Below are 20,661 nucleotides of genomic sequence, written 5' to 3' on the forward strand. Positions count from 1 at the left end.
AGATGGGAACATTTAAGATTGAAGGCGGACATTCACTTTCCGGTGAAATAACGCCACAAGGTGCAAAGAACGAGGCATTGCAAATTCTGTGTGCCGTACTTTTGACATCGGAAAAAGTTACAATAAACAACATCCCGGACATCGTTGATGTGAACAAACTGATATCCCTTTTGGAAGATCTTGGTGTAAAGATTCAGAAAAGAGGAAAGGGTTCCTACACGTTCAAGGCCGATGATATCAATTTAGATTATCTACAATCCGATCAGTTCAAACAGGACGGGCGAGGACTTAGGGGTTCCATAATGTTGGTTGGACCATTATTGGCCCGGTTCGGAAAAGGATATATTCCAAAACCTGGAGGGGATAAAATAGGTCGTAGGCGTTTGGATACCCATTTTGAAGGCTTCATAAAGCTCGGTGCCAAGTTTAGATATAACAAGGAGGAATATTTCTATGGGGTTGAGGCAAAAGAGTTGAAAGGTACCTATATGTTGCTTGATGAAGCTTCAGTTACCGGCACCGCCAACATCCTAATGGCAGCGGTATTGGCGAAAGGTCAAACCACCATATACAATGCGGCATGCGAGCCTTATTTACAACAGTTGTGTAAAATGCTCATTCGGATGGGTGCCAAGATTTCGGGAGTCGGGTCCAACTTGTTGGTCATTGATGGTGTGGAATCCTTGGGGGGAACGGAACATACCATGTTGCCCGATATGATCGAGATCGGAAGCTGGATCGGCTTGGCAGCCATGACTCGAAGTGAATTGACCATAAAAAATGTAAGTTGGGACGATTTGGGACAAATACCCACGGTTTTCAGAAAACTGGGGATACAATTGGAACGGAGAGGAGATGATATCTTTATTCCGAAACATACCAACGGATATGAAATTCAAAATTACATTGATGGGTCGATATTGACCATTGCCGATGCGCCTTGGCCCGGGTTGACTCCAGACCTTCTTAGTATTATTTTGGTAGTAGCCACTCAGGCGAAAGGGGAAGTCATCATTCACCAAAAAATGTTCGAAAGCCGACTGTTCTTTGTGGACAAACTATTGGATATGGGTGCCAAGATAATTCTTTGCGACCCGCATCGTGCTGCCGTCATGGGGCACAATTTTAAGTCGACATTGAAAGCGACCACGATGACCTCACCCGATATACGTGCTGGTGTATCCTTACTGATCGCTGCCTTATCCGCAAAGGGTACCTCTATTATCCACAATATTGAACAGATCGATAGGGGCTATGAGAATATCGATGTACGATTGAAAGCTATCGGGGCAAAAATAGACAGGATTTAATTGGGGATAACTATTTTTCAATTACAGTTCCATCCGGATATTTCGCGAACCTACCTTTTTCGGCATCATGAACATTATCGGGATAGGGCCATGGCCATCCACCAAATTGGGTCAATCTAAACTGTGAGAAAGCTTTTTGAAGTTCTTCCTGTGTGGTCATTACAAAGGGACCTTGTTGGGCAACGGGCTCGTTGATAGGGGCCCCCTGCAGCACCAATAGCTTGGCAACTTTTGAACCTGCTTTTAGGTTGATATCCGCTTCAGGATTCACATCCATACCAAAGTTTTTGGGGATTGTTTCGGTCTCAATGCTAATTTCGTCCCCTTCATAAAAATAAATACTTCGGTTAATGCCTTTCTCTGCCTTTGGAAGACGGATTTCTCCGTTGGCCTCAATAACGATACTCCAAATAGCTACTTTATTTTCAGGCTCCGATGCCCAAGAATCCGGCGGTGGTGCAAGCGCCGTAATATCATTAAAGTTCCCGGCAATTACGGTAACCGTAGCTTTTTCCCTTATTATTATAGGGATATCCTCATGCCAGAGCATCTTAAAATAGGGATCGGCAAACTTGGACTTTTTTGGTAGGTTCAACCAAATTTGAAATAGTTCCAAGGTGTTTTCCTTATCGGTATGCAATAGCGGAAACATTTCGCAATGTTGCACACCGCTTCCTGCGGTCATCCATTGAGTGTCGCCCAAGCCAAATCTTCCTGCTGCACCTAAGGAGTCGGAATGATCGCAAAAACCTTGGTTAACAACTGTTACCGTCTCGAATCCAACATGTGGATGTGCGGGGAATCCGGGAATGGTTTGACCATGATACATACGCCAGTCCTGGTGGGGATCAAAATCCCCGCCCAAAGGTCTTCCTTTCAGTAGTTCTGGATTTGGACCTAAATCTGGTGTACCTTCAGGAAAATGATCTAAGTGGTGTACACAGAATAAAAATGGGTCCTGGGTCTGCCATTGAAAACCGAGAGGAAACTTTCGTATTATAGTATTGCTCATTAAAATGATTTTTAGTTCAAGATAGCTACGTAAAATTACGCTACCAGATTATCTTCACAAAATTCGCTCCATCACTAGGTAGGATACTCCTTCCTTTGAAAAGCTATTTTTTGTTTTTATCAGTTCAAAATTTTCATAAAAGTCGGTTTTGTCCAGTCGGGCATTGCACCAAATTTTTTGTACCTTTTTTTGAAGACAAATGGCGATTATATGGTCGATAAGCGCCGAAGCATATCCTTTTTTTTGGTATCCATGTAATGTTGCAAGCTTTCTAAATTGGGCCGAATCATCCGCTATAAAAAGGGAAATACAGCTCACCAATTTATCTTCAACGAAAATTCCGTAATGTGCTCCGGAGGTATCTTTCTCCAGCTTTACGAATTCGATTGGATGGTTGGGCCACATAACCTGATGCCTGATCGGCCAAGTGTTTTCGGGCGATATCCCTTTTATTTCCAACCCAAAACAGTTTTGGTCATTATAAAGATGAGCATGACTTTTTAATGAACGGCCGTATTGATTTCCACCCAATTATTTTCAGGATCTTGCACATAAATTTGTCGGACTCCATCGGCCCGCAAGGTAACGGCGTTTGGTTTACCTGGCCAGTCCGAGTATGGAACGTTCTTTTCTTCCAAATGGGCAATAAATTCATCCAGTTTCTGTGTGGCCAAACAAAGATGGACACTTTTGTTGTGCTTCATAGGTACGCTGTCCTTTCCGATCAAATGCAATTGCGAGTTCCCATGGATTACAAACCAACGAAATCCGGAAGTGGCTGAAGGATGGGGAATTTCCTTAAGTTTTAGAATGTTCTTATAGAATTTTCCCGTTTTTTCCAAGTCCTTCACAATGAGCGAATAATGGTCGTACTTAAAATCGAAGCCCGTTTCTGATTCTTCCTGGGCCTTTAGCGAATATTGAAGAAAAAAGAAACAAAGGACCATTAATGTTGGTCTTTTAACTTCATTCCAAGGCATCCAGTTTTTTCTGGATTTCGTCCGCTTTTGCATATTTTTCATCACTTGCTTTTCTGTTAATGGTCGATAGTTCAAAAGCCTCTTTCATGAGCTTTTGATATTCTACAGTCAATTTTTCCTTTTCTGTTTTTCTTTTAAATAATCCGAACATAGCAATCTTATTTTTTCTTAATTTTTTCCAATAGGTGGTGGCCCATCAATCATGGGCTCGTACACCTCATTTCCTTTTCTGGTCTTGAACTCTTCCTTCACGGCCTCCACCATTTTTGGGTTTTCAAAAAGGTCCAACATGGTCATACCCATCGCTTTGGCCGCATGCACCATTCCTTTATGGCCAATGGACATACCGCCGCAGGCCACAACGGCCCAAGAATGCCAGGGTGTATCTTTTGGCGCTACGGTAACTCCCAAATTAATGTTGGGTACATTCCAGCTCACGTCGCCTACATCCGTGGAACCGCCACCCGGATTCTCTTCCGTTTCCTTAAGCGGGTATACCTTACCGTCCATTCCAACTTCGGGTTTTCCCGTCGCTTTTTGGATGGCCCTTCCAAAAGCTTCCTCCTCTTCCGTATAGGTAATAGGGCCCAATAGCTCCAGGTTGGACTGCATGATTTCACCACCGGTCCTATTGACCAAGGTTTCATAAATACCGGAGACCAATGAAATTTTATAGTCTACATCCGCCATGATGGCAGCACCTTCCGCCATGGCCTTTACGCGTTCGTAGGTAGGCAACATTTTGGACCTCTTTGGGTCGCGAACCCGTACCCAAAGCTTTGCATAGTCCGGGACCACATTTACTACCTGTCCGCCATCTTGTATGTGATAGTGAATACGTGAAGTTGGCAAAATATGCTCCCTGTAGTAGTTGATGCCGGTGGTATACAGCTCCAGGGCATCGGAGGCACTTTTGCCGTTCCAGGGGTCCGCGGATGCATGCGCTGTCTGTCCGTAGAACTCAACGATGAAATCGATTAGGGAAAGGCCCGTTTGTACATCGGCCTCAATACCTGCGGAAGGATGCCAGCTCACATTTACGTCCACATCGTCCCAAAGTCCGGCCTCAACCATCCACACTTTAGCAAAATACTTTTCTTCTGCTGGTGTGCCCAAAAACTTGACGGTCCCCTGTATTTTTCCAGCTTCCATTAATTCCTTTATGGCAATGGCGGCCCCTAAACTTGCCGTGCCGAACATATTGTGGCCGCAACCGTGGCCCGCCGCTCCTTCTTTTAAAGGCGATTTTTCCGGGCTCGCCTTTTGAGAGATTCCGGGTAGGGCATCAAATTCACCCAAAATACTAATAACCGGTTTGCCGGAACCGTATGTGGCCGTAAAGGCAGTGGGGATATTGGCAACGCCCCGGGTTACAGTCAGTCCATTTTTTTCGGCATAGTCAGCAAGGATTCGGGAAGATTCCGTCTCTTCAAAGGCTGTTTCTGCCAACGCCCAAATGGAGTCGCTGATTTTGATAAGTTGCTCCTTATGATTTTCAACGGAAGCAATGACCGCTTTTTTGTCCTTACTCATTTTTTGGCCCTGAACAACGTTAATCAGACCGAAGCAGCATGCTAGTACTAGGAATTTTTTCATTTTTATCGGTTTACTTGGTATGGATTATTTAGTGTTTCTAAATATAAATTGAAAGAATGATTTCATTGTAGCGTAAATATAAGGTTTTAAAAGGTCTGAAGGAAGCGCCTACAATATAGGCTTGTTCAAATTTTTATGTTCTTAGAACAGATAATCCAAGACTTCTAAGTTCTTGGCGTTTTTTACATACTTCCTGAAATACTTAACAGTAAAGTTTTTCGTTATAAATCAACCAATTATATCCTTAAATCCGATAGCATGAAGAACATTTTAAACATATTCCTAATTGCCGGAATCATTCTAATGAACGTTTCCTGTAGTTCTACCAATAGATTGACCATGGGAGTGACGCAGGCTCCGAGGATTGCCATTCCGGCCCATGTGACCAAGATTGGTATCCTCAACAGGAGTATTCCATCGGAAGAAAACAATAAACTGGATAAACTGGATAAGGTCTTGTCCCTTGAAGGAAAGGATTTGGACAAAGAAGGCGCAGAATATGCCATTCAAGGGCTTCTGGATGCATTGAAGAGGGACAGCAGATTTGAAGTGGTCAGGATAATCGAAGATGTTGAGGGATCGCGCAAAGGTTTGGGTGTTTTTCCAGCTGCCTTGCCTACGGATTTTGTAGCGCAAATTTGTCAGGAGAACGAGGTGGACATTTTATTTTCCTTGGAGTTTTATGATACGGATACAACGCCCAGTTATGAATTAACCACCGTAAGTATACCTAACAACGTAGGTATTAACATAGGGATTCCAGGTCATAGGTTAACCTTAAATACATTAATTGAAAATGGCTGGAGGATTTACGATCCCGTTACAAAAACAATTTTGGACGAATATATTTTTAATGACTTCCTTACATCGGTGGGAGAGGGTGTCAATCCGGCAAAGGCGTTTGAAGCCATAGCGGGAAGAAAGGAAGGCGTTTTTCAAATAAGTAACACCATTGGCATGGATTACGCGCTCTTGACAAGGCCCATTAACGTGCGAGTAGCACGGAATTATTTTGTACGCGGCACCAACAATTTTAAAATCGCGATGCGAAGGGCCAGAACTGGCAATTGGGATGGAGCGGCCGATTTATGGGCTACGGAACTTGATAACAGAAAATCCAAAATTGCCGGAAGGGCCCATTACAATATGGCCATCATCAATGAAATCAATGGTGATTTGGAAAGGGCCTTGGAGTTTGCATCCGCTGCGTATTCCGATTATGATACTAGACTGGCCCTGCAATATGTCAATATCCTGAGAAGAAGATTGGCGGAACAACAGGAGTTGGAAGCCACATTTGAGCAGCTTTCAAGATAATCAATTGTTAAGTGCCTCTTTATAGGTTTCCAAGCAGCGCTCTCTGGCCATTTTATGATCTACCATTTTATCTGGATAATTCAGTTCCTGTAATTCCGGTACCCATTTGTTGATATACTCTTTTTGCTTGTCGAATTTATCCACTTGGGTCATTGGATTGAATATCCTAAAATACGGGGCCGCGTCAACACCGCTACCGGCCGCCCACTGCCAGTTGCCTACGTTGGCACTCATGTCATAATCCAAGAGCTTTTCGGCAAAATAGGCCTCTCCCCAGCGCCAATCGATCAATAAATGTTTGCACAGGAAACTAGCGACGAGCATTCGCACCCGATTATGCATATAGCCGGTCGAATTTAGTTCACGCATTCCGGCATCTACAAGGGCATAACCCGTTTGTCCCTTTTTCCATTTCTCGAATTCTTCCTCCTTGTTGCGCCATTCGATTCGGTCATATTTTGGTTTAAAGGCCTTGTCTTTGGTATGAGGAAAATGCCAAAGGATTTGCATAAAAAATTCGCGCCAAATCAATTCGCTCCAAAAAACCTCATTATCCTCGTTGATGGCCTTTTTCATCATTTTCCGTATTGATGCCGTTCCAAACCTTAAATGCGGTCCTAATCTAGAAGTACCATTTTCTTTTGCCGGATAGTTTCGGGTATCCTCGTAATTATTGATTAGGGTAGGGGTGACAGTAAAATCCGGCACCTCTATGTCCGATTTTTTAAACCCTAAATCGCTCAACGTAAGGTTGGGAAGCCTCGTGTTTTCGATTAGATTATCCAAATAACTATTCGTATAATGGATTTGTAGATGTTTATCCTTGTCAAAGGTTTCCTTCCATTTGTTCTTATAGGGTGTATACACCACGTAAGGATCGCCATCGTCCTTCATAACTTCGGAGGTCTCAAAAATAACTTGGTCCTTAAAGGTCTTGAAGGCTATATCCTGGCTCGCCAAAAGCTCCTCGATTTCCCCATCACGGTCCCTCGCATACGGCTCATAGTCCCTATTCGTGTACACGCTTCCAATATTGTACATCTCTATCAATTCCTCGAAAATCGATTTTGGCGTTCCGGAATATATGGCCAATGAGCTGTTCCAGTCATCTTGTAGTTCTTTCCTCATTTTCTGCAAGGTTTCAAAAATGAAGGTTACCCTAGCATCGTCTTCGGGCAGTTTGGAAAGAATATGGGTATCGAAAATGAAAATGGGCAGTACTTTGTGGTCCGACTTCAATGCGGCCAAAAAGCCTACATTATCATCCAGCCGTAAATCCCTTCGGAACCAAAAAATAGTGACGTTCTTTTTGGACATTTAACTAAGGTTTAGTGTAGAGATTCCTCCATCAACTCCAATGACCTGTCCCGTCATCCAAGAGCTTTTATCGCTTAGAAGAAAGGAAACTATATTCCCTATGTCTTCTGGTTTTCCAACTCTTTTCAATGGATGTCTTTCCCCCATGGATTCCCTTTTTTTGTCGTTGTTGAGCAGTCTGCTGGCCAGAGGAGTATCTATCAATGAAGGTGCCACGACGTTCACCCTTATTTTTGGCGCATATTCAGCGGCCAAGGATTTGGCAAAGCCTTCTATGGCACCTTTTGCCGCCGCAACGCTGGTGTGGAAGGGCATTCCATTGGAGACAGCTACCGTACTGAAAAATACCATGCTTGAATCATCCTTCATCTTGGGTATAATGTCCTTTACAACCCGAATCAAACCAAAGAAATTGATTTCCATATCGTTTTCAAAGGTTTCCAAACTCATCATCTTAAAAGGTTTCAGGTTGATACTTCCAGGGCAATACACAAAACCATCCAAATTGGGAATATCGTCCATATTTAATACATCTTCCGTGGCATCGAACTGAATATGGTTAATATTTTTATGGGATTCCGGGAGTTCCGTTCTGGATGCTACCAAAAGATTATGAGTTTCCTTTAATTGGTCTACTACATCCAAACCAATTCCATGAGATCCACCTATCAATAATATTGTTTTCATCTGTTTATTTTTATTGTTTTTCGTAGGTCAGGTGTAATTCGCCAATGACCATCTCGTTATGTATCAAGACTTGTTATGGCTCATTTCATATGTTTAAAATTAGGTCAATAACTTGATTCTTAAACATTTCCTTTTCTAGAGTTATGTGATTCACTATAACAAATCCCTTGATACGGGTTTCATTTATATACATTTAAATTCAACGGTGTTTTGTTTATCTAGCATACTACCAAAAAGTGAGGTCAATTTTTGCTCTCGATGCATAAATATTTGCTTTAATTGCTTTTTTACCAGAAATGGGTGCGACATCCGGCCCAAAATCCCAAAGGGCAATTTATAATCAATGATATCTTCCATTAAAACACCACCGGGTATTACGCTGATGAAGTGTTTGTGATGCCACAATTTGTAGGGTCCAAAACGTTGCTCGTCCACAAAATAGCTTCCGGCCTGCACATGGGTTATCTCCGTTACCCACTTGGTGGAGTACCCTGGAAAAGGTTTCACGATATACTGGATAATTTGGCCGGGAAACATTTTCCTATCAGCGCCATCCAGAATATCAAAACCCATATGTTCTGGTGTAATTACCTTTAGGTTCGCAGGATTCGATAGAAACTGCCAAGCCTCTGATTGACTTATGGGCAAATATTGTTTTGACTTAAGCTGATAAAGTTTCATACAATCCTTTTAACAAATATACCTAATTTTTGTTTAACAAATATTGAATTAAGTTAAACAAAATATAAAGTCTTAGCATTTATCTATGCAAGAGGATATGAATTTTCACCGATGAATCTGAATCTTTGATAGTTTAAATAAGTGCACGTAAGCTGCTTACCAAAAGGATTTTGTATTTTCCCTTTGCAATGTGAGTTTTGCCATGAAATATTTTACAGTTTTGTTGGTATTATTTACGTCCGTGCTTACGGCGCAACAAACGATTTCTGAAGTTGGCGGTTTGAATGCCGAAATCAACGAATCATCCGGATTACTTTTTTTTAATGACCGATTGATAACCCATAACGATTCTGGGAACGAGCCAATTCTGTATGAGATGGATACCACTTCCTTGGCCATAACCAGACGCATAACAATTACCAATGCCCAAAATACGGACTGGGAGGCATTGACACAGGATGCCAATTATATCTATATCGGGGATTTTGGGAACAATGTTGGAACGAGAACGGATTTGGTGATTTACCGAATTGCGAAGTCGGACTATCTAGTGTACGACCAGGTACAGGCCGAAAGAATCGAATTCACATATGAGGACCAAACGGATTTTACCAATAACGGAAGTTCCGATTGGGATGCGGAAGCTTTCATCGCTTTGGATGATGCGTTGGTTGTCTTTACGAAGCAATGGCAAAGTCTGGGATCTGTCGCATATTCCATTCCAAAGACCATCGGTAGCCATGTCGCTACGAACATCGGTTCATTAAACGAGGTGGGCTTGGTGACGGACGCCGTTTATGATAGTGCAAGAACCGAATTGTATTTACTGGGATATTCAACCATTCTAATGCCGTTTTTAATCAAATTCGAGAATTCCATCGGTACGAACATCTTCAATGGAAGTTTTAGCAGCTACGATTTAGGACTGTCCTTTGTACAAACCGAAGGTATCGCCCAAATAAGTGCCAACCAATTCCTCTTTACTTCTGAATTTTTTTCACGACAAACACCTTCCATCACCAGTGCCGCAAGACTGTTTAAAATTACATTTGTCGATTCCGAGGTTCCCGATGAACCGGAAACCCCTGAGGAACCGGAAACCCCCGAAGAACCTGAAACCCCCGAAGAACCCATAGAAATTGACGAGGACGAAACGATACTTATATATAAGGATCTAAATATGGGTTCGTTCGTTTATGAAATTCAAACCTCCAATACGGTTTTTGGAAGTGCCATTTTTGATGCAGGCGGGAGGCTCGTTTGGAACTCCGGGAATGAAGTAGATACATCGGGTTCAATATCCAACACAATTAACGGACCCGGGATTTTCTATTTTGCAGCCTATCTAAATACGGGTACCCTTTCCGTACCTTTTGCCATTTACTAGCACTTGTATCCCGCTTATTTAATACTTTCTTAACAAATGGGATTTTGGTTTATACCTAGTTTTGTTAAAACTAAATAAATCAATTAACTATGAACAAAGTAATACTCTTTTTATTGGCCATTGTGGCATCATTATCCCTTGAGGCCCAAATCAATACTCCGGCCCCAAGTCCCGCTTCCAAATTGGTTCAAATGGTTGGATTGACGGAGGTAGTGGTGAATTATTCCAGGCCTTCCATGCGTGGAAGAAAAGTTTTTGGCGATTTGGTACCTTATGGCAAATTGTGGAGAACGGGTGCCAATGCCTACACAACAATTTCGTTTGATACGGACGTAACCATTGCAGGTAGCGAGGTAAAAGCGGGAACCTATTCCATCTTTACAAAGCCAGGTCAAAAGGAGTGGGAAGTGTTTTTCTACACGGATACCAATGGAGGTGGCGTACCCAGTAATTGGGAAGAGAGCAAAATTGTTGCCACGGCGACCGTACCTGTGTATCCTATTGAAATGCCCATTGAAACTTTTACCATCACCATAGATGACCTTACTACAACAGGTGCCAATTTGGGTATTATGTGGGAGCAGGTCTATGTAGGCGTTCCCATAGAGGTTCCAACCGATGCTACCGTAATGAAAAATATTGATAGAATCATGTCCGGACCAGGAGCTGGGGATTACTATGCTGCTGCGGTTTATTATTTAAGTGAGGGCAAGGACATAAATAAGGCCAAGGAATGGATGGATACCGCCATGAACATGACGGAGAATCCTGCATATTGGCAATTAAGACAGCAATCCTTGATCTTGGCGAAGGCCGGGGATAAAAAAGGAGCCATAGAAGCTGCAAAAAAATCATTGGCAAAAGCGAAAGAGGCCGGTAATGCCGATTATGTAAAAATGAACGAGGATTCCTTAAAGGAATGGGGAGCCTAAGAATATTTTTGTCTTTGTAAAAGGCCCGTAATGCATGTAGCTTGCGGGCTTTTTTATTGGTAACGAAAGAGACTTTATTCCAATAGATTCGCTTAATTTATAAATTCCATCCGTATGGACATCCAGTGGGCTTACTTCTTGGCAGCTTAATCTAGCACATGGACCCCATCCCCAATTTCCAACGGATAGGTTTCACATTCAATGTTGGTCTCTTTACGATAGGCACTTTTTATTTCGGACAGACAGGATTCAACTTTGTCCGTTTTAAGTAGGTTTATGGTGCACCCGCCAAATCCACCTCCCATCATTCTGGAACCCACTACGCCGTCCAATTTCTCACCTGTTTTTACCAGAAAATCAAGTTCGGGAGTCGTTATTTCAAATTCCCGAGACATGGCCCAATGGCCTTGTAAAAGTAGATTACCTACTTCTTGGGTGTCACCGGCTTTTAGGGCAGCTATCATATTTAAAACCCTTTCGTTTTCCTCTAGAATATATTTTGCCCTTTTGTAATCCGTAGGGCTTACCTCCATTTTTATTTTTTCCAAATGTTCTAGGGTAACATCCCTTAAAGAAGCTGCGGGATGAATATTTTCATTGACCTTGGAAACGACCATTTCACAAGAAATTCTCCGTTTGTTGTATTCGGAGTCTACAGCAAGGTTGTGTTTTATATTCGAATTGATAAGTACCCAGCTGTAACCACTTAAATTAATCGGTACAAACTCATGGGTCAAATCCCTGCAATCCAAAAACAGCGCATTGTTCCTTTTTCCAAAAAGAACGGCATATTGGTCCATCAATCCGCAGTTAAGTCCAATCCTATGTTCCGCGGCCTGTGCTATGAGGGCATTCTCTTCCCTGTTAATGGAAAGGCCTAAAATTTCCGAAACGCCAAAAATGAAACCACAACAAAGGGCGGCGGAGGAAGATAGTCCGGCTCCTATTGGAATATCTCCTCCAAATACACAATCGAAACCTTTTAATGAATATCCTTTGGATACCATGATTTCCAAAATGGCCTTGAAGTAATTTCCCCAAAAGGCCTGGTAAGGTTTAGGATTTCCCTTTAGGTCGAATTCGATTTTTTCGGCATCCGTCAGAAAAGTTTCTATGTGAATGGACGAACTCCCATTTTTTTGAATGGCAAAATAAATTCCTTTTTCAATGGAAGCGGGTAGTACAACCCCCATATTATAATCTGTATGTTCCCCAATCAAATTGATTCTTCCGGGAGCCTTTACCAGGATCGATTCCCTTTGATATTTTGAAATAAACGAACGCTTGATATCGTGGGCAATCATGGAAATTAGGATAGTTGATTGGTTTTATGCTTCTGTTGGAGGCTTGCTCAACATTCTGTCAAAGGCTTCGAAAATAATGGCCGTAATTATGACCAGGGCAGCCCCAATAAAGTTTAACCATAGGTACCCTAGCTTTTCTTCTCCAGAAGGATAAATATGGATTAGGTTGTAATATATGATGCAGATAATTATCTGGGTAATGATGGCGGCAAAAAACACTGCATTTCCCTTTACGAACTTGAAGAAAAAAGCCAAGAGAAATATGCCAAGTACATTTCCGTAAAAAATACTACCTATAATGTTCACTAGTTGAATTAGATTATCAAAAAGATTGGCAATACAGGCAATCAAAATGGCGATGACACCCCAGGCAAGAGTAAAACCTTTGGAAGCAAGTAAGTAGTGTTTTTCCGTAAAGCTTCCTTTTTTATTACGTTTATACAAATCTAGAGCCGTAATGGTTCCCAAGGCGTTCAGTTCCGATGCCGTAGAGGACATGGCGGCCGAGAGAATTACCGCCAATAAAAGACCGATCAATCCCTTTGGCAGGTTGTTCAGAATAAAGTGAATGAAGACATAATCCTTATCATTGGTTTCGATGGAATCATCTGCTTGTGAAATCAGGGCTTTTGCGGCAACCCTGTTTGTGCTATCTTTTTGATTGATCCGAATGATTTGTTGTTTCGCTTCCTGAACGGCCGTGTATTCCTTAATATCGAGGGCGGTCGAAAACTGATTTTGGGCGATACGCTTTTCAGCTTCCAAGGCAACCTGTCCTTCCTGAAGGATTTTATAATCCTCGGCATAGTCAGACTCCATCACGGCCGTTGTCGCCGCCGGATTAAAATTCAAGGGCGAAGGATTGTATTGATAAAAGACAAAGACCATCACCCCGACCAATAGAATGAAAAATTGCATGGGGATTTTAAATATGGCATTGAAGACCAATCCCAGTTGACTCTCCCTGATGGATTTTCCGGATAAATAGCGTTGTACCTGGCTCTGATCTGTACCAAAATAGGCAAGGGCCAAAAAGAGACCGCCCGTGATACCGCTCCAAAAGGTATACCTACTCTTGGTATTCAGACTAAAATCAAGGATATCCAATTTATTGCTCGCGCCGGCTATTTTTAGGGCCTTGGAAAAAGTAATGTCCGAAGGAAGAAATCCTAATATAAAGAAAAAGGCCACGAACATGCCCGTCATGATGATGAACATTTGCTGCTTTTGGGTAACACTGACCGCTTTGGTCCCACCCGAAACCGTGTAAATGATTACCAAGGTACCTATGATAATATTGAGGGTGCCCAAGTCCCAACCCAAAACGGCCGAAAGGATAATCGAAGGTGCAAAAATGGTGATTCCCGCGGCAAGGCCCCGCTGAATCAAAAATAGGATGGCCGCCAAGGAACGGGTTTTTAAATCGAACCGTCCTTCCAAAAATTCATAGGCAGTATATACCTTCATGCGATGATAAATGGGAACGAACACCAAACAGATGATAATCATGGCCAGTGGTAGGCCAAAATAAAACTGTACGAAACCCATACCATCGTGAAATGCTTGACCGGGCGTGGACAGAAACGTTATGGCACTTGCCTGTGTGGCCATAACCGAGAGTCCAATGGTCCACCATTGCGCCTCGTTTCCACCTTTTACATAATCGTCAACGTTCGCACTTCCCTTGGTTTTCCATACCCCATAGGTTACAATGAATAATAGGGTACCAGCAAGAATCGTCCAGTCCAGTGCGCCCATTTTAATTGTATGAAGTCATTATAAGATAAAAAACGATAATGTAAACAAGATTAAGAATCAGAACCAGGGAATACTCACGTTTCCAACTTTTATGTTCATCTTTTTCCTGACTCATCCTTTGATCTGTTCCTTTTTTGACAGGTTATCCTTACCCACGGATAGCATGTTCGAAAATAATTTATAGGCTCCTGGAACACCCGCGGGAAGTTCCCTGAAAAAGCTTAATCCTGTGTAAATATAGTGACCTTCTCCGTAAGGAGCTATCAATAAACTTCCTTTTGTGGCTCTTTCCCCTTCATCTTTCATTTCCAGGATGGGTGTAAATTCCTTGCTCCAGCTATCCGGAAAATAAAGACCGCGTTCCTGAACCCATCCATTAAAATCATTGGAGGAGATTTTATTGGGATAATTTACCAATTCATGGTCTTGGGCGATTATTTTAACCTCGGAATTTTCATTGGTCACCCGGTCACGGGAAATCTGAAGATCATACGGGGCGATATTTTCAAATTGGTCCGCCCATCTGCCCGCCGTGTTGTACTGGACGATTACGGTACCCCCGTTTTTTGCGTATTCCAGAATATATCGTTGCTTAAAGCTCAATTCATTTACCACATTATAGGCCCTGATACCCAGGACTACGGCGTCGTATTTACCCAAGGAATTTTCGTCTATGTCCGTAGGATTTATAATATGCACTGTATACCCAATTTGTTCCAAACTGGTGGGGACATCATCCCCGGCGCCCATGATATAACCAATATGCTGACCAGCTTTTTGAATATCCAGTCTAACGACTTTTGCCTCGGAGGGCATCAACACGGTCTGAGTAGGTATATGATCGTAGGCGATGGTTACCAGTTCCTTTGAAATGTTTTCGCCGTCTATGGATACTATAGAAGTTAAATACGTTTCATTTTCGGTAGTGGGAGGGGTCAGTGTAAATACCAGCGTCTGCTCGTCGCCCTTCTTCTCAATGGAAAATGGTTGGGTAGCCGAATCGAGAATCCAGCCGTCGCCAATTTCCAAACGTACTTTACCCGATACATGGTCCTTATGGGCCTTTACGGTAACCGGAATCTGTTTTGGCGTTCCGTCCGAAAATATAAGAACTTTGTCCTTCAACATGGACGTTGCCTTTGGCACGATTTCAAAAGGCTGATATATTTCCCCTTTGTCCGGTCTTCCGTATTTATAGGATACATTTTTTGTTATCGGGATATTGACACCGTCAAAAAGTAGATTAAAAGTCGCTTTGAAGGCCCTAGGGGTTTCAGATTTTCCTATTAATTCCGAATCGGTCACTGTATAGGTTCCCAATGTTCCCTTTTCCATAAGCCAATAGGGACTTGTATAGTTTGTAGTGTTGGGAATGGTGATCTTCAGTTGTTTTTTGAACAGCTCGTTGTACTTCAAATCCGTCGATTCAATTAAAAGTTTTTCTCCATTTACCGATACCGATTCCAGAACGATGTCGGCATTACTTCTATTGACCGCCTCCAAATTGAGTTCTATGGATTCTCCTGGGTTGGAAAAGGCTTGGGTAGTAAATGCTTCCAAATTAAGACCCGCCACTTCCTCGATAATCGCTTTAAGTTCTTTAGTTTTTAGTTCCCTCCAATGGTCATCGTTTATTTTTTGAAGCAGCTGATAGGCCTTTACCAAATCGGGTAAATGAATGGAGGGATCCTTAAAATTAAATTCCGCTTCGACTTTGTCAAGAATGGCTCCTATTTCCTTTCCACCGGCCACCCGGGTCCACGTGGTATTGATGCCTTCAAATAGATCCGACTTATTCTGAGGTAAGTCGCCTTTTAGGAGTTCAAGATATTCTTCTTCAGTGCCACGGGAGCTCAATCTTCCAAAACCTTGGCAAAGGTGCTGGCTACTGGCCAAGGAAGCAATTTCATTATTGGACATGCCCAATATAGGATAATAGGTTCCTATATCCACATTCAATAGTTTGGTTTTGTCCGCCTGTTCAAACTTTTCTTGGCTACCATAAAACCACCAAGACGTGTTAAAAAACAAACGTTTGGGTTGCCAGGTATCGGTGTTTTCCAATCGGTCCGAAAATGCCTTGGGGTCATTGGCCAAATCAAAGGCTTCCATACTTAGCATGGCCGATGAAGTATGGTGCCCATGTGTTGTTCCGGGACTTCTATGGTCAAACCGGTTAACGATGACATCGGGCTTGAATTTACGAATGGCCGTAACCACGTCACCAAGAATCAGTTCCTTGTCCCAAATTTCCAATGTTTCCTTCGGATTTTTTGAATATCCAAAATCAACGGCCCTTGTAAACAACTGTTCGCCTCCGTCCACTCTTCTAGCGGCCAAAAGTTCCTGTGTCCTCAGTACGCCCAGCAATTCCCTGAGCTCCGGACCGATCAAATTCTGGCCGCCATCACCCCTTGTTAAGGAAAGGTAGCCTGTCCTGGCGTGGACATGGTTGGAAAGGTAGGAGATAAGCCTGGTGTTTTCATCGTCTGGGTGGGCCGCTATGTATAATGCCGTGCCTAAAAAATTCAGTTTTTGAATCTCATGGAAAATATCGGCGGGGGAATGGTTTTTTGGTGTCTGGGCAAAGGATGGGCCAATAAAAAGGAGGCCCATGAGTAAAAATATGGTGATACGGCGCATTAAATTGGTTTTTGGTCTAATCTCAAAGATAAAAAGATTGCATGCCCAAGACTCGATTTTACGACTTCTTTAACAGACTGGTAACTTATTTATCCGCAGCAATTTCCTCGCTTTTGTATGTCGATATCAATACCACCCCTTTTTGAAGGACCAAGTTATTGGGATAGGTAATAATTTCCCCGTTTGCCCTTCTCAAGTGAAGATGAAAGGGCTTAATATCCTCAATGACAAAAACCTCCCTCTCGGGATTGTCGGTATCCAGAATTTCTTTGTCCAGTATTCGAATGGTATTGCCAATTTTAAATGGAAAGGAAAAGAAGATGATGACCCCCGCAGTAATATTGCTCAAAATAGACCATTGCGCAAATAAGGCTACGCCGATTACTGCAAAAACGGAGGAAAGCAGAACGCCCAGATCCCGGTAGTTTACGCCCCAAATAAAGGTGAGGGCAATGATGGCCAAGGTAATCAATACGATATTGATGTACTTGATAATCAAATTGATCCGTACGGGATTAAAATCGCTCAATTTACCCACTTTCTTTACGATGGAGGTAAATATGATTTTAAAAATGAGGATAATTACAAAAAGTACAAGACTGAACAGGAGACTGCTTTTGTGATCTTCAATAAAACCTTCCATAAATTATAGACCTAAACTGTCCCGCAAATATAAATCCTTATTGTGATTCTGTTGCCAATAGGGGGCATTAATGGTCTTGATTTTAGTAGCTTTTGAAGTAAGAATTTGGGCGTCTGGGCCAAACCCACTTTTTGAGGTTTCTGACCAGCTTTCGATGGGATACGGAAAAGCATTTCCAAAGGTTATGGAAAGGCTTCTTTCCAATTCCGGATACGTAATTTCATAGGTATAAAAACCATCAGAATTTGTTAGGGTGGCTTCTGCATCATAGGCTTTTAATTCCTTGTGGCTGAGCCTAACATATTCGAGGGAAGGAATGATTTGATGGGTGCCTTGCGGCAGATTTTCCGGATTGATTTTTAGTTTGTTCCAAAGTTCATTTTCCAAAACTGTTTTTTTCAGGTTGAAATCTTGGTCGCCCTCCGATTCAAAATAGGAACGGGACATGACCTGAAACGCTTCTTTATTGTTAATTTGGGCATATACATGGCCACACCATTCCTGCGCTGAAAAGGACACTTTAAGCGCGTGCTGGTTGTCATAAACCGGATAGAAACTACTGGTCATAATGGAGTAGGGGTAAATGCCGGTCAGGTATTTCTTGGTGGCGTTCAATTTTAGGACGGGAATATTATCTGGCGAACTTTGGTCCGCTTTTACCTGTTTGTCTTTCAAAAAAGGTTCCGTTACATAAATCATCACAGCCTTGCCTGTTCGTATTTCTCCATAGCGCGCTTGCTTTAGTTCATAGGATGTAATTTCCGCTGTGCCGGAATACCAATAGTCCTTAAATTCTTGGGATAATTTTTTTCGCGGGGATTCCGGTTCTTTTTTTGGCGTTACACTTTCTTCCTTTGTATCGTTCGCTACTTTGGAATTGCAGGACTGAAATGTCGTAAAGACGGCAGCCAATAGGACCACCGACATTTCCAAGGTCAACCATTTCTTAAACATAAAACGTTCTTTTCTTTAAAATTAAGGAAAATCTATCTGGAAACCATATCCAAAAGCGTTTCGTATACCAGGTTTGTAGGTAGACCCACCACGTTGGTGTAGGAACCTTGAATTTCAGAAATGCCAATAAGGCCTATCCATTCCTGGATGCCATAAGCACCGGCCTTGTCATAGGGCGCAAAATGGGTGATGTAATAATCGATTTCGGCATCGGACAGGTTCTTGAACTTTACTTTGGTGATGCTGTTTTTAATAATCTGTTCGCTGTTTGTGGTAAAACATACCGAGGTAATGACCTCGTGCCAATCGCCAGATAATTTGGCAATCATGTCATGGGCCTCTTTGGCATCGCCCGCTTTGGCCGAGGAGGTGTTTTTATGCCATACCACGGTATCGGACGTAATTAGAATTTCTTTTGGACCCAATGCCCCTTCAAAAGCCGATGCCTTTAGTTTCGAAAGAAAGTCAGATATTTCCGCACCTTGAAGTACTTCGGGGTAGATTTCCTCCACAGGCTTCAACCTAATTTCAAAGTCCAGCCCCATCTCCTCCAAGAACTGTTTTCTCCTAGGCGAGCCAGATGCCAATATCAATTTGTAATCGCCAAGCTTTTCCCGTAACATCCCTAAGCGTTTGCCGCGTCAAAATTATCCATCCAGTCTCCCCGTACTTTAAGTACCTGTTCAATGACGTCCCGTGCGCATCCAGAGCCACCGTTGATATGCGAGATGTAGTCACAGATGGCCCTAACTTCCGGTACGGCATTTTGCGGGCAGGAGGCCACGCCCACCTTTTTCATGGCAGGGATATCCGGTATGTCATCGCCCATATAAAGTACATTTTTCGGATCGATTCCATAAATGCCCAAGTATTCTTCCAGAGCATCGATTTTGTGATGGGAGCCCATGTAAAAATCGGTGATGCCCAAACCTTGCAAGCGTTTTTTCACACCCTCGTTGGTACCGCCCGTGATGATACATATATTATACCCTCTATCGATGGCGACCTTTAGTGCGTATCCGTCCTTTACGCTCATTTTTCGGAGCATTTCCCCTGTGGTGGTCACAAGGACGCTCCCATCGGTCAAAACGCCATCGACATCAAAAATAAATGTGTTAATATCCTTTAAGTACTCCTTATAGCTTTTCTTCATTTTCGTTTTGGTTGGATGCCTTTATCGCATTGCTTATTAGTTTATATAGGGTCCTATGTTTTTCATCGGTTAACAAAGTAAGGTGTCCGTGCAAGGTCTTTAAATCGCTCCGTATGGCCGGGCCTGTTTGTGCAGCTTCGGGGGACAAGGTTTCTATTTTGGCGGCGGTTTCCTTTATCAAAGGATATAGTATTGAAAAATCCAAGTCATTTTCATTGCAAATTTGCTTTCCGATGGTATACATGTAGTTGGTAAAATTATTCACAAAAACTGCGGCCACGTGCAACACTTTTCGCTGGGCGGAATCAATGTGCTGAACTTTATTGCTAATTTTTCTCCCCAATGTTTCTAATATCTCCATGTCCTTTTCATTGAAAACTTCCAGACACATGGGAACCGTTTTAAAATCAATGATCTTTCCAGCGGTAAAGGTCTGTAGGGGGTAGAAAACACCCCTTCGTTCATGCTTTGACAGGGCATCCAGACCAACGCTTCCGGAAGTATGCACCACCATTCCTTCTACGTTCAGGGCATCGGACACTTCCTTTATGGCATCGTCCTTCACGGCGATGATGTAGATATCGGCCTTTGGGATTTCCATCCAATCCAAAATAACATTGACTTTGCCCTCAAAATAGGATACGGAAGCCTCTGACCTGCCAAGGATTCCTGACAGATGTATTTCAAGAACACCATACAATGCCGATGCCAAATTTTGGGCCACGTTCCCAGTTCCTATGATGACTACGGAAATCATTCGGCGAAAATACAAAGAATTGCTTGGAGATTTTATGGGTAAACTGTTGCAGTTCCTTTGTTCCCTGGGAAGCTTCTTGAAAGTGTTTCCAGACTAGGAAACATTTTTTTGAAAAACATTTATATTCTTTGTGATAGCCAAACTAGAGGATATATGGATGTGATTCTCACTTTTACAGACTATTGTAGTCCCTAGAAAATTAACATTTTGTTACACTATTCTCCATGGAT

The 20,661-nt window shown here is 42.5% G+C and carries 20 protein-coding genes; 4 read left to right on the plus strand and 16 right to left on the minus strand.

Features of this window, described 5'->3' with window-relative positions:
- The first annotated feature begins 2 nt into the window (after nt 1–2).
- Nucleotides 3–1,310: a UDP-N-acetylglucosamine 1-carboxyvinyltransferase gene (gene murA / locus FEK29_RS08790; RefSeq protein ID WP_138258059.1), complete on the plus strand. Its 1,308-nt coding sequence runs from the start codon at nt 3–5 to the stop codon at nt 1,308–1,310.
- 10 nt (nt 1,311–1,320) lie between these two features.
- On the opposite strand, the gene FEK29_RS08795 is transcribed toward murA, so the two are convergent.
- From FEK29_RS08795 to FEK29_RS08815, 5 genes are read right to left on the minus strand one after another with little or no spacing between them, the layout of a single operon-like run.
- Nucleotides 1,321–2,322: a pirin family protein gene (locus FEK29_RS08795; protein ID WP_138258060.1), complete on the minus strand. Its 1,002-nt coding sequence runs from the start codon at nt 2,320–2,322 to the stop codon at nt 1,321–1,323.
- 54 nt (nt 2,323–2,376) lie between these two features.
- A complete protein-coding gene (locus tag FEK29_RS08800) occupies nt 2,377–2,781 on the minus strand; it encodes a GNAT family N-acetyltransferase (protein ID WP_138258061.1) in 405 nt (134 codons plus the stop codon).
- Between the two features lie 41 nt (nt 2,782–2,822).
- Nucleotides 2,823–3,335, minus strand: coding sequence for a VOC family protein (locus FEK29_RS08805; protein ID WP_240042705.1), 513 nt, complete (start codon nt 3,333–3,335; stop codon nt 2,823–2,825).
- A complete protein-coding gene (locus FEK29_RS08810) occupies nt 3,289–3,453 on the minus strand; it encodes a Lacal_2735 family protein (protein ID WP_138258063.1) in 165 nt (54 codons plus the stop codon). The genes FEK29_RS08805 and FEK29_RS08810 overlap by 47 nt, the downstream gene beginning before the upstream one ends.
- Nucleotides 3,454–3,470: 17 nt before the next feature.
- Nucleotides 3,471–4,898, minus strand: coding sequence for an amidohydrolase (locus FEK29_RS08815; RefSeq protein ID WP_138258064.1), 1,428 nt, complete (start codon nt 4,896–4,898; stop codon nt 3,471–3,473).
- Nucleotides 4,899–5,156: 258 nt separating this feature from the next.
- Between FEK29_RS08815 and FEK29_RS08820 the strand changes: the two genes are divergently transcribed.
- Nucleotides 5,157–6,215 carry a DUF6340 family protein gene (locus FEK29_RS08820; RefSeq protein WP_138258065.1) on the plus strand — a complete coding sequence of 353 codons (1,059 nt, stop codon included), beginning with the start codon at nt 5,157–5,159 and terminating at the stop codon, nt 6,213–6,215.
- On the opposite strand, the gene FEK29_RS08825 is transcribed toward FEK29_RS08820, so the two are convergent.
- The 3 genes from FEK29_RS08825 to FEK29_RS08835 form a co-directional block, all read right to left on the minus strand.
- Nucleotides 6,216–7,532: a cryptochrome/photolyase family protein gene (locus FEK29_RS08825; protein WP_138258066.1), complete on the minus strand. Its 1,317-nt coding sequence runs from the start codon at nt 7,530–7,532 to the stop codon at nt 6,216–6,218. It abuts the gene before it with no gap.
- A complete protein-coding gene (locus FEK29_RS08830) occupies nt 7,533–8,219 on the minus strand; it encodes an SDR family NAD(P)-dependent oxidoreductase (RefSeq protein WP_138258067.1) in 687 nt (228 codons plus the stop codon).
- Nucleotides 8,220–8,402: 183 nt separating this feature from the next.
- Entirely contained in the window at nt 8,403–8,900 is a 498-nt protein-coding gene (locus tag FEK29_RS08835; protein ID WP_138258068.1) for an SRPBCC family protein, read from the minus strand.
- A 202-nt stretch (nt 8,901–9,102) separates the two neighbouring features.
- Between FEK29_RS08835 and FEK29_RS08840 the strand changes: the two genes are divergently transcribed.
- Together FEK29_RS08840 and FEK29_RS08845 are read left to right on the plus strand one after the other, a co-directional pair.
- Nucleotides 9,103–10,287, plus strand: coding sequence for a T9SS C-terminal target domain-containing protein (locus FEK29_RS08840; protein ID WP_138258069.1), 1,185 nt, complete (start codon nt 9,103–9,105; stop codon nt 10,285–10,287).
- Between the two features lie 89 nt (nt 10,288–10,376).
- A complete protein-coding gene (locus FEK29_RS08845) occupies nt 10,377–11,219 on the plus strand; it encodes a DUF2911 domain-containing protein (RefSeq protein ID WP_138258070.1) in 843 nt (280 codons plus the stop codon).
- 146 nt (nt 11,220–11,365) lie between these two features.
- Here FEK29_RS08845 and galK read toward each other — a convergent pair whose 3' ends face one another.
- The 8 genes from galK to FEK29_RS08885 form a co-directional block, all read right to left on the minus strand.
- The gene (gene galK, locus FEK29_RS08850) at nt 11,366–12,523 is read right to left on the minus strand and encodes a galactokinase (RefSeq protein WP_138258071.1); all 1,158 of its coding nucleotides are present in this window, start codon (nt 12,521–12,523) and stop codon (nt 11,366–11,368) included.
- Nucleotides 12,524–12,547: 24 nt separating this feature from the next.
- Entirely contained in the window at nt 12,548–14,281 is a 1,734-nt protein-coding gene (locus tag FEK29_RS08855; protein ID WP_138258072.1) for a sodium:solute symporter, read from the minus strand.
- A 111-nt stretch (nt 14,282–14,392) separates the two neighbouring features.
- Entirely contained in the window at nt 14,393–16,924 is a 2,532-nt protein-coding gene (locus FEK29_RS08860; RefSeq protein WP_138258073.1) for a PIG-L family deacetylase, read from the minus strand.
- Between the two features lie 85 nt (nt 16,925–17,009).
- Nucleotides 17,010–17,567 carry a mechanosensitive ion channel domain-containing protein gene (locus tag FEK29_RS08865; protein ID WP_138258074.1) on the minus strand — a complete coding sequence of 186 codons (558 nt, stop codon included), beginning with the start codon at nt 17,565–17,567 and terminating at the stop codon, nt 17,010–17,012.
- Nucleotides 17,568–17,570: 3 nt separating this feature from the next.
- Nucleotides 17,571–18,521, minus strand: coding sequence for a septum formation inhibitor Maf (locus FEK29_RS08870; protein ID WP_138258075.1), 951 nt, complete (start codon nt 18,519–18,521; stop codon nt 17,571–17,573).
- A gap of 32 nt (nt 18,522–18,553) precedes the next feature.
- Nucleotides 18,554–19,144: a Maf family nucleotide pyrophosphatase gene (locus tag FEK29_RS08875; RefSeq protein WP_138258076.1), complete on the minus strand. Its 591-nt coding sequence runs from the start codon at nt 19,142–19,144 to the stop codon at nt 18,554–18,556.
- A 2-nt stretch (nt 19,145–19,146) separates the two neighbouring features.
- A complete protein-coding gene (locus FEK29_RS08880; RefSeq protein ID WP_138258077.1) occupies nt 19,147–19,674 on the minus strand; it encodes a KdsC family phosphatase in 528 nt (175 codons plus the stop codon).
- A complete protein-coding gene (locus FEK29_RS08885) occupies nt 19,658–20,431 on the minus strand; it encodes a Rossmann-like and DUF2520 domain-containing protein (protein ID WP_138258078.1) in 774 nt (257 codons plus the stop codon). Before FEK29_RS08885 ends, FEK29_RS08880 begins: the two co-directional genes overlap by 17 nt.
- Between the last annotated feature and the right edge of the window lie 230 nt (nt 20,432–20,661).

The sequence above is a fragment of the Maribacter aurantiacus genome, assembly GCF_005780245.1.
Classification (GTDB): domain Bacteria; phylum Bacteroidota; class Bacteroidia; order Flavobacteriales; family Flavobacteriaceae; genus Maribacter; species Maribacter flavus.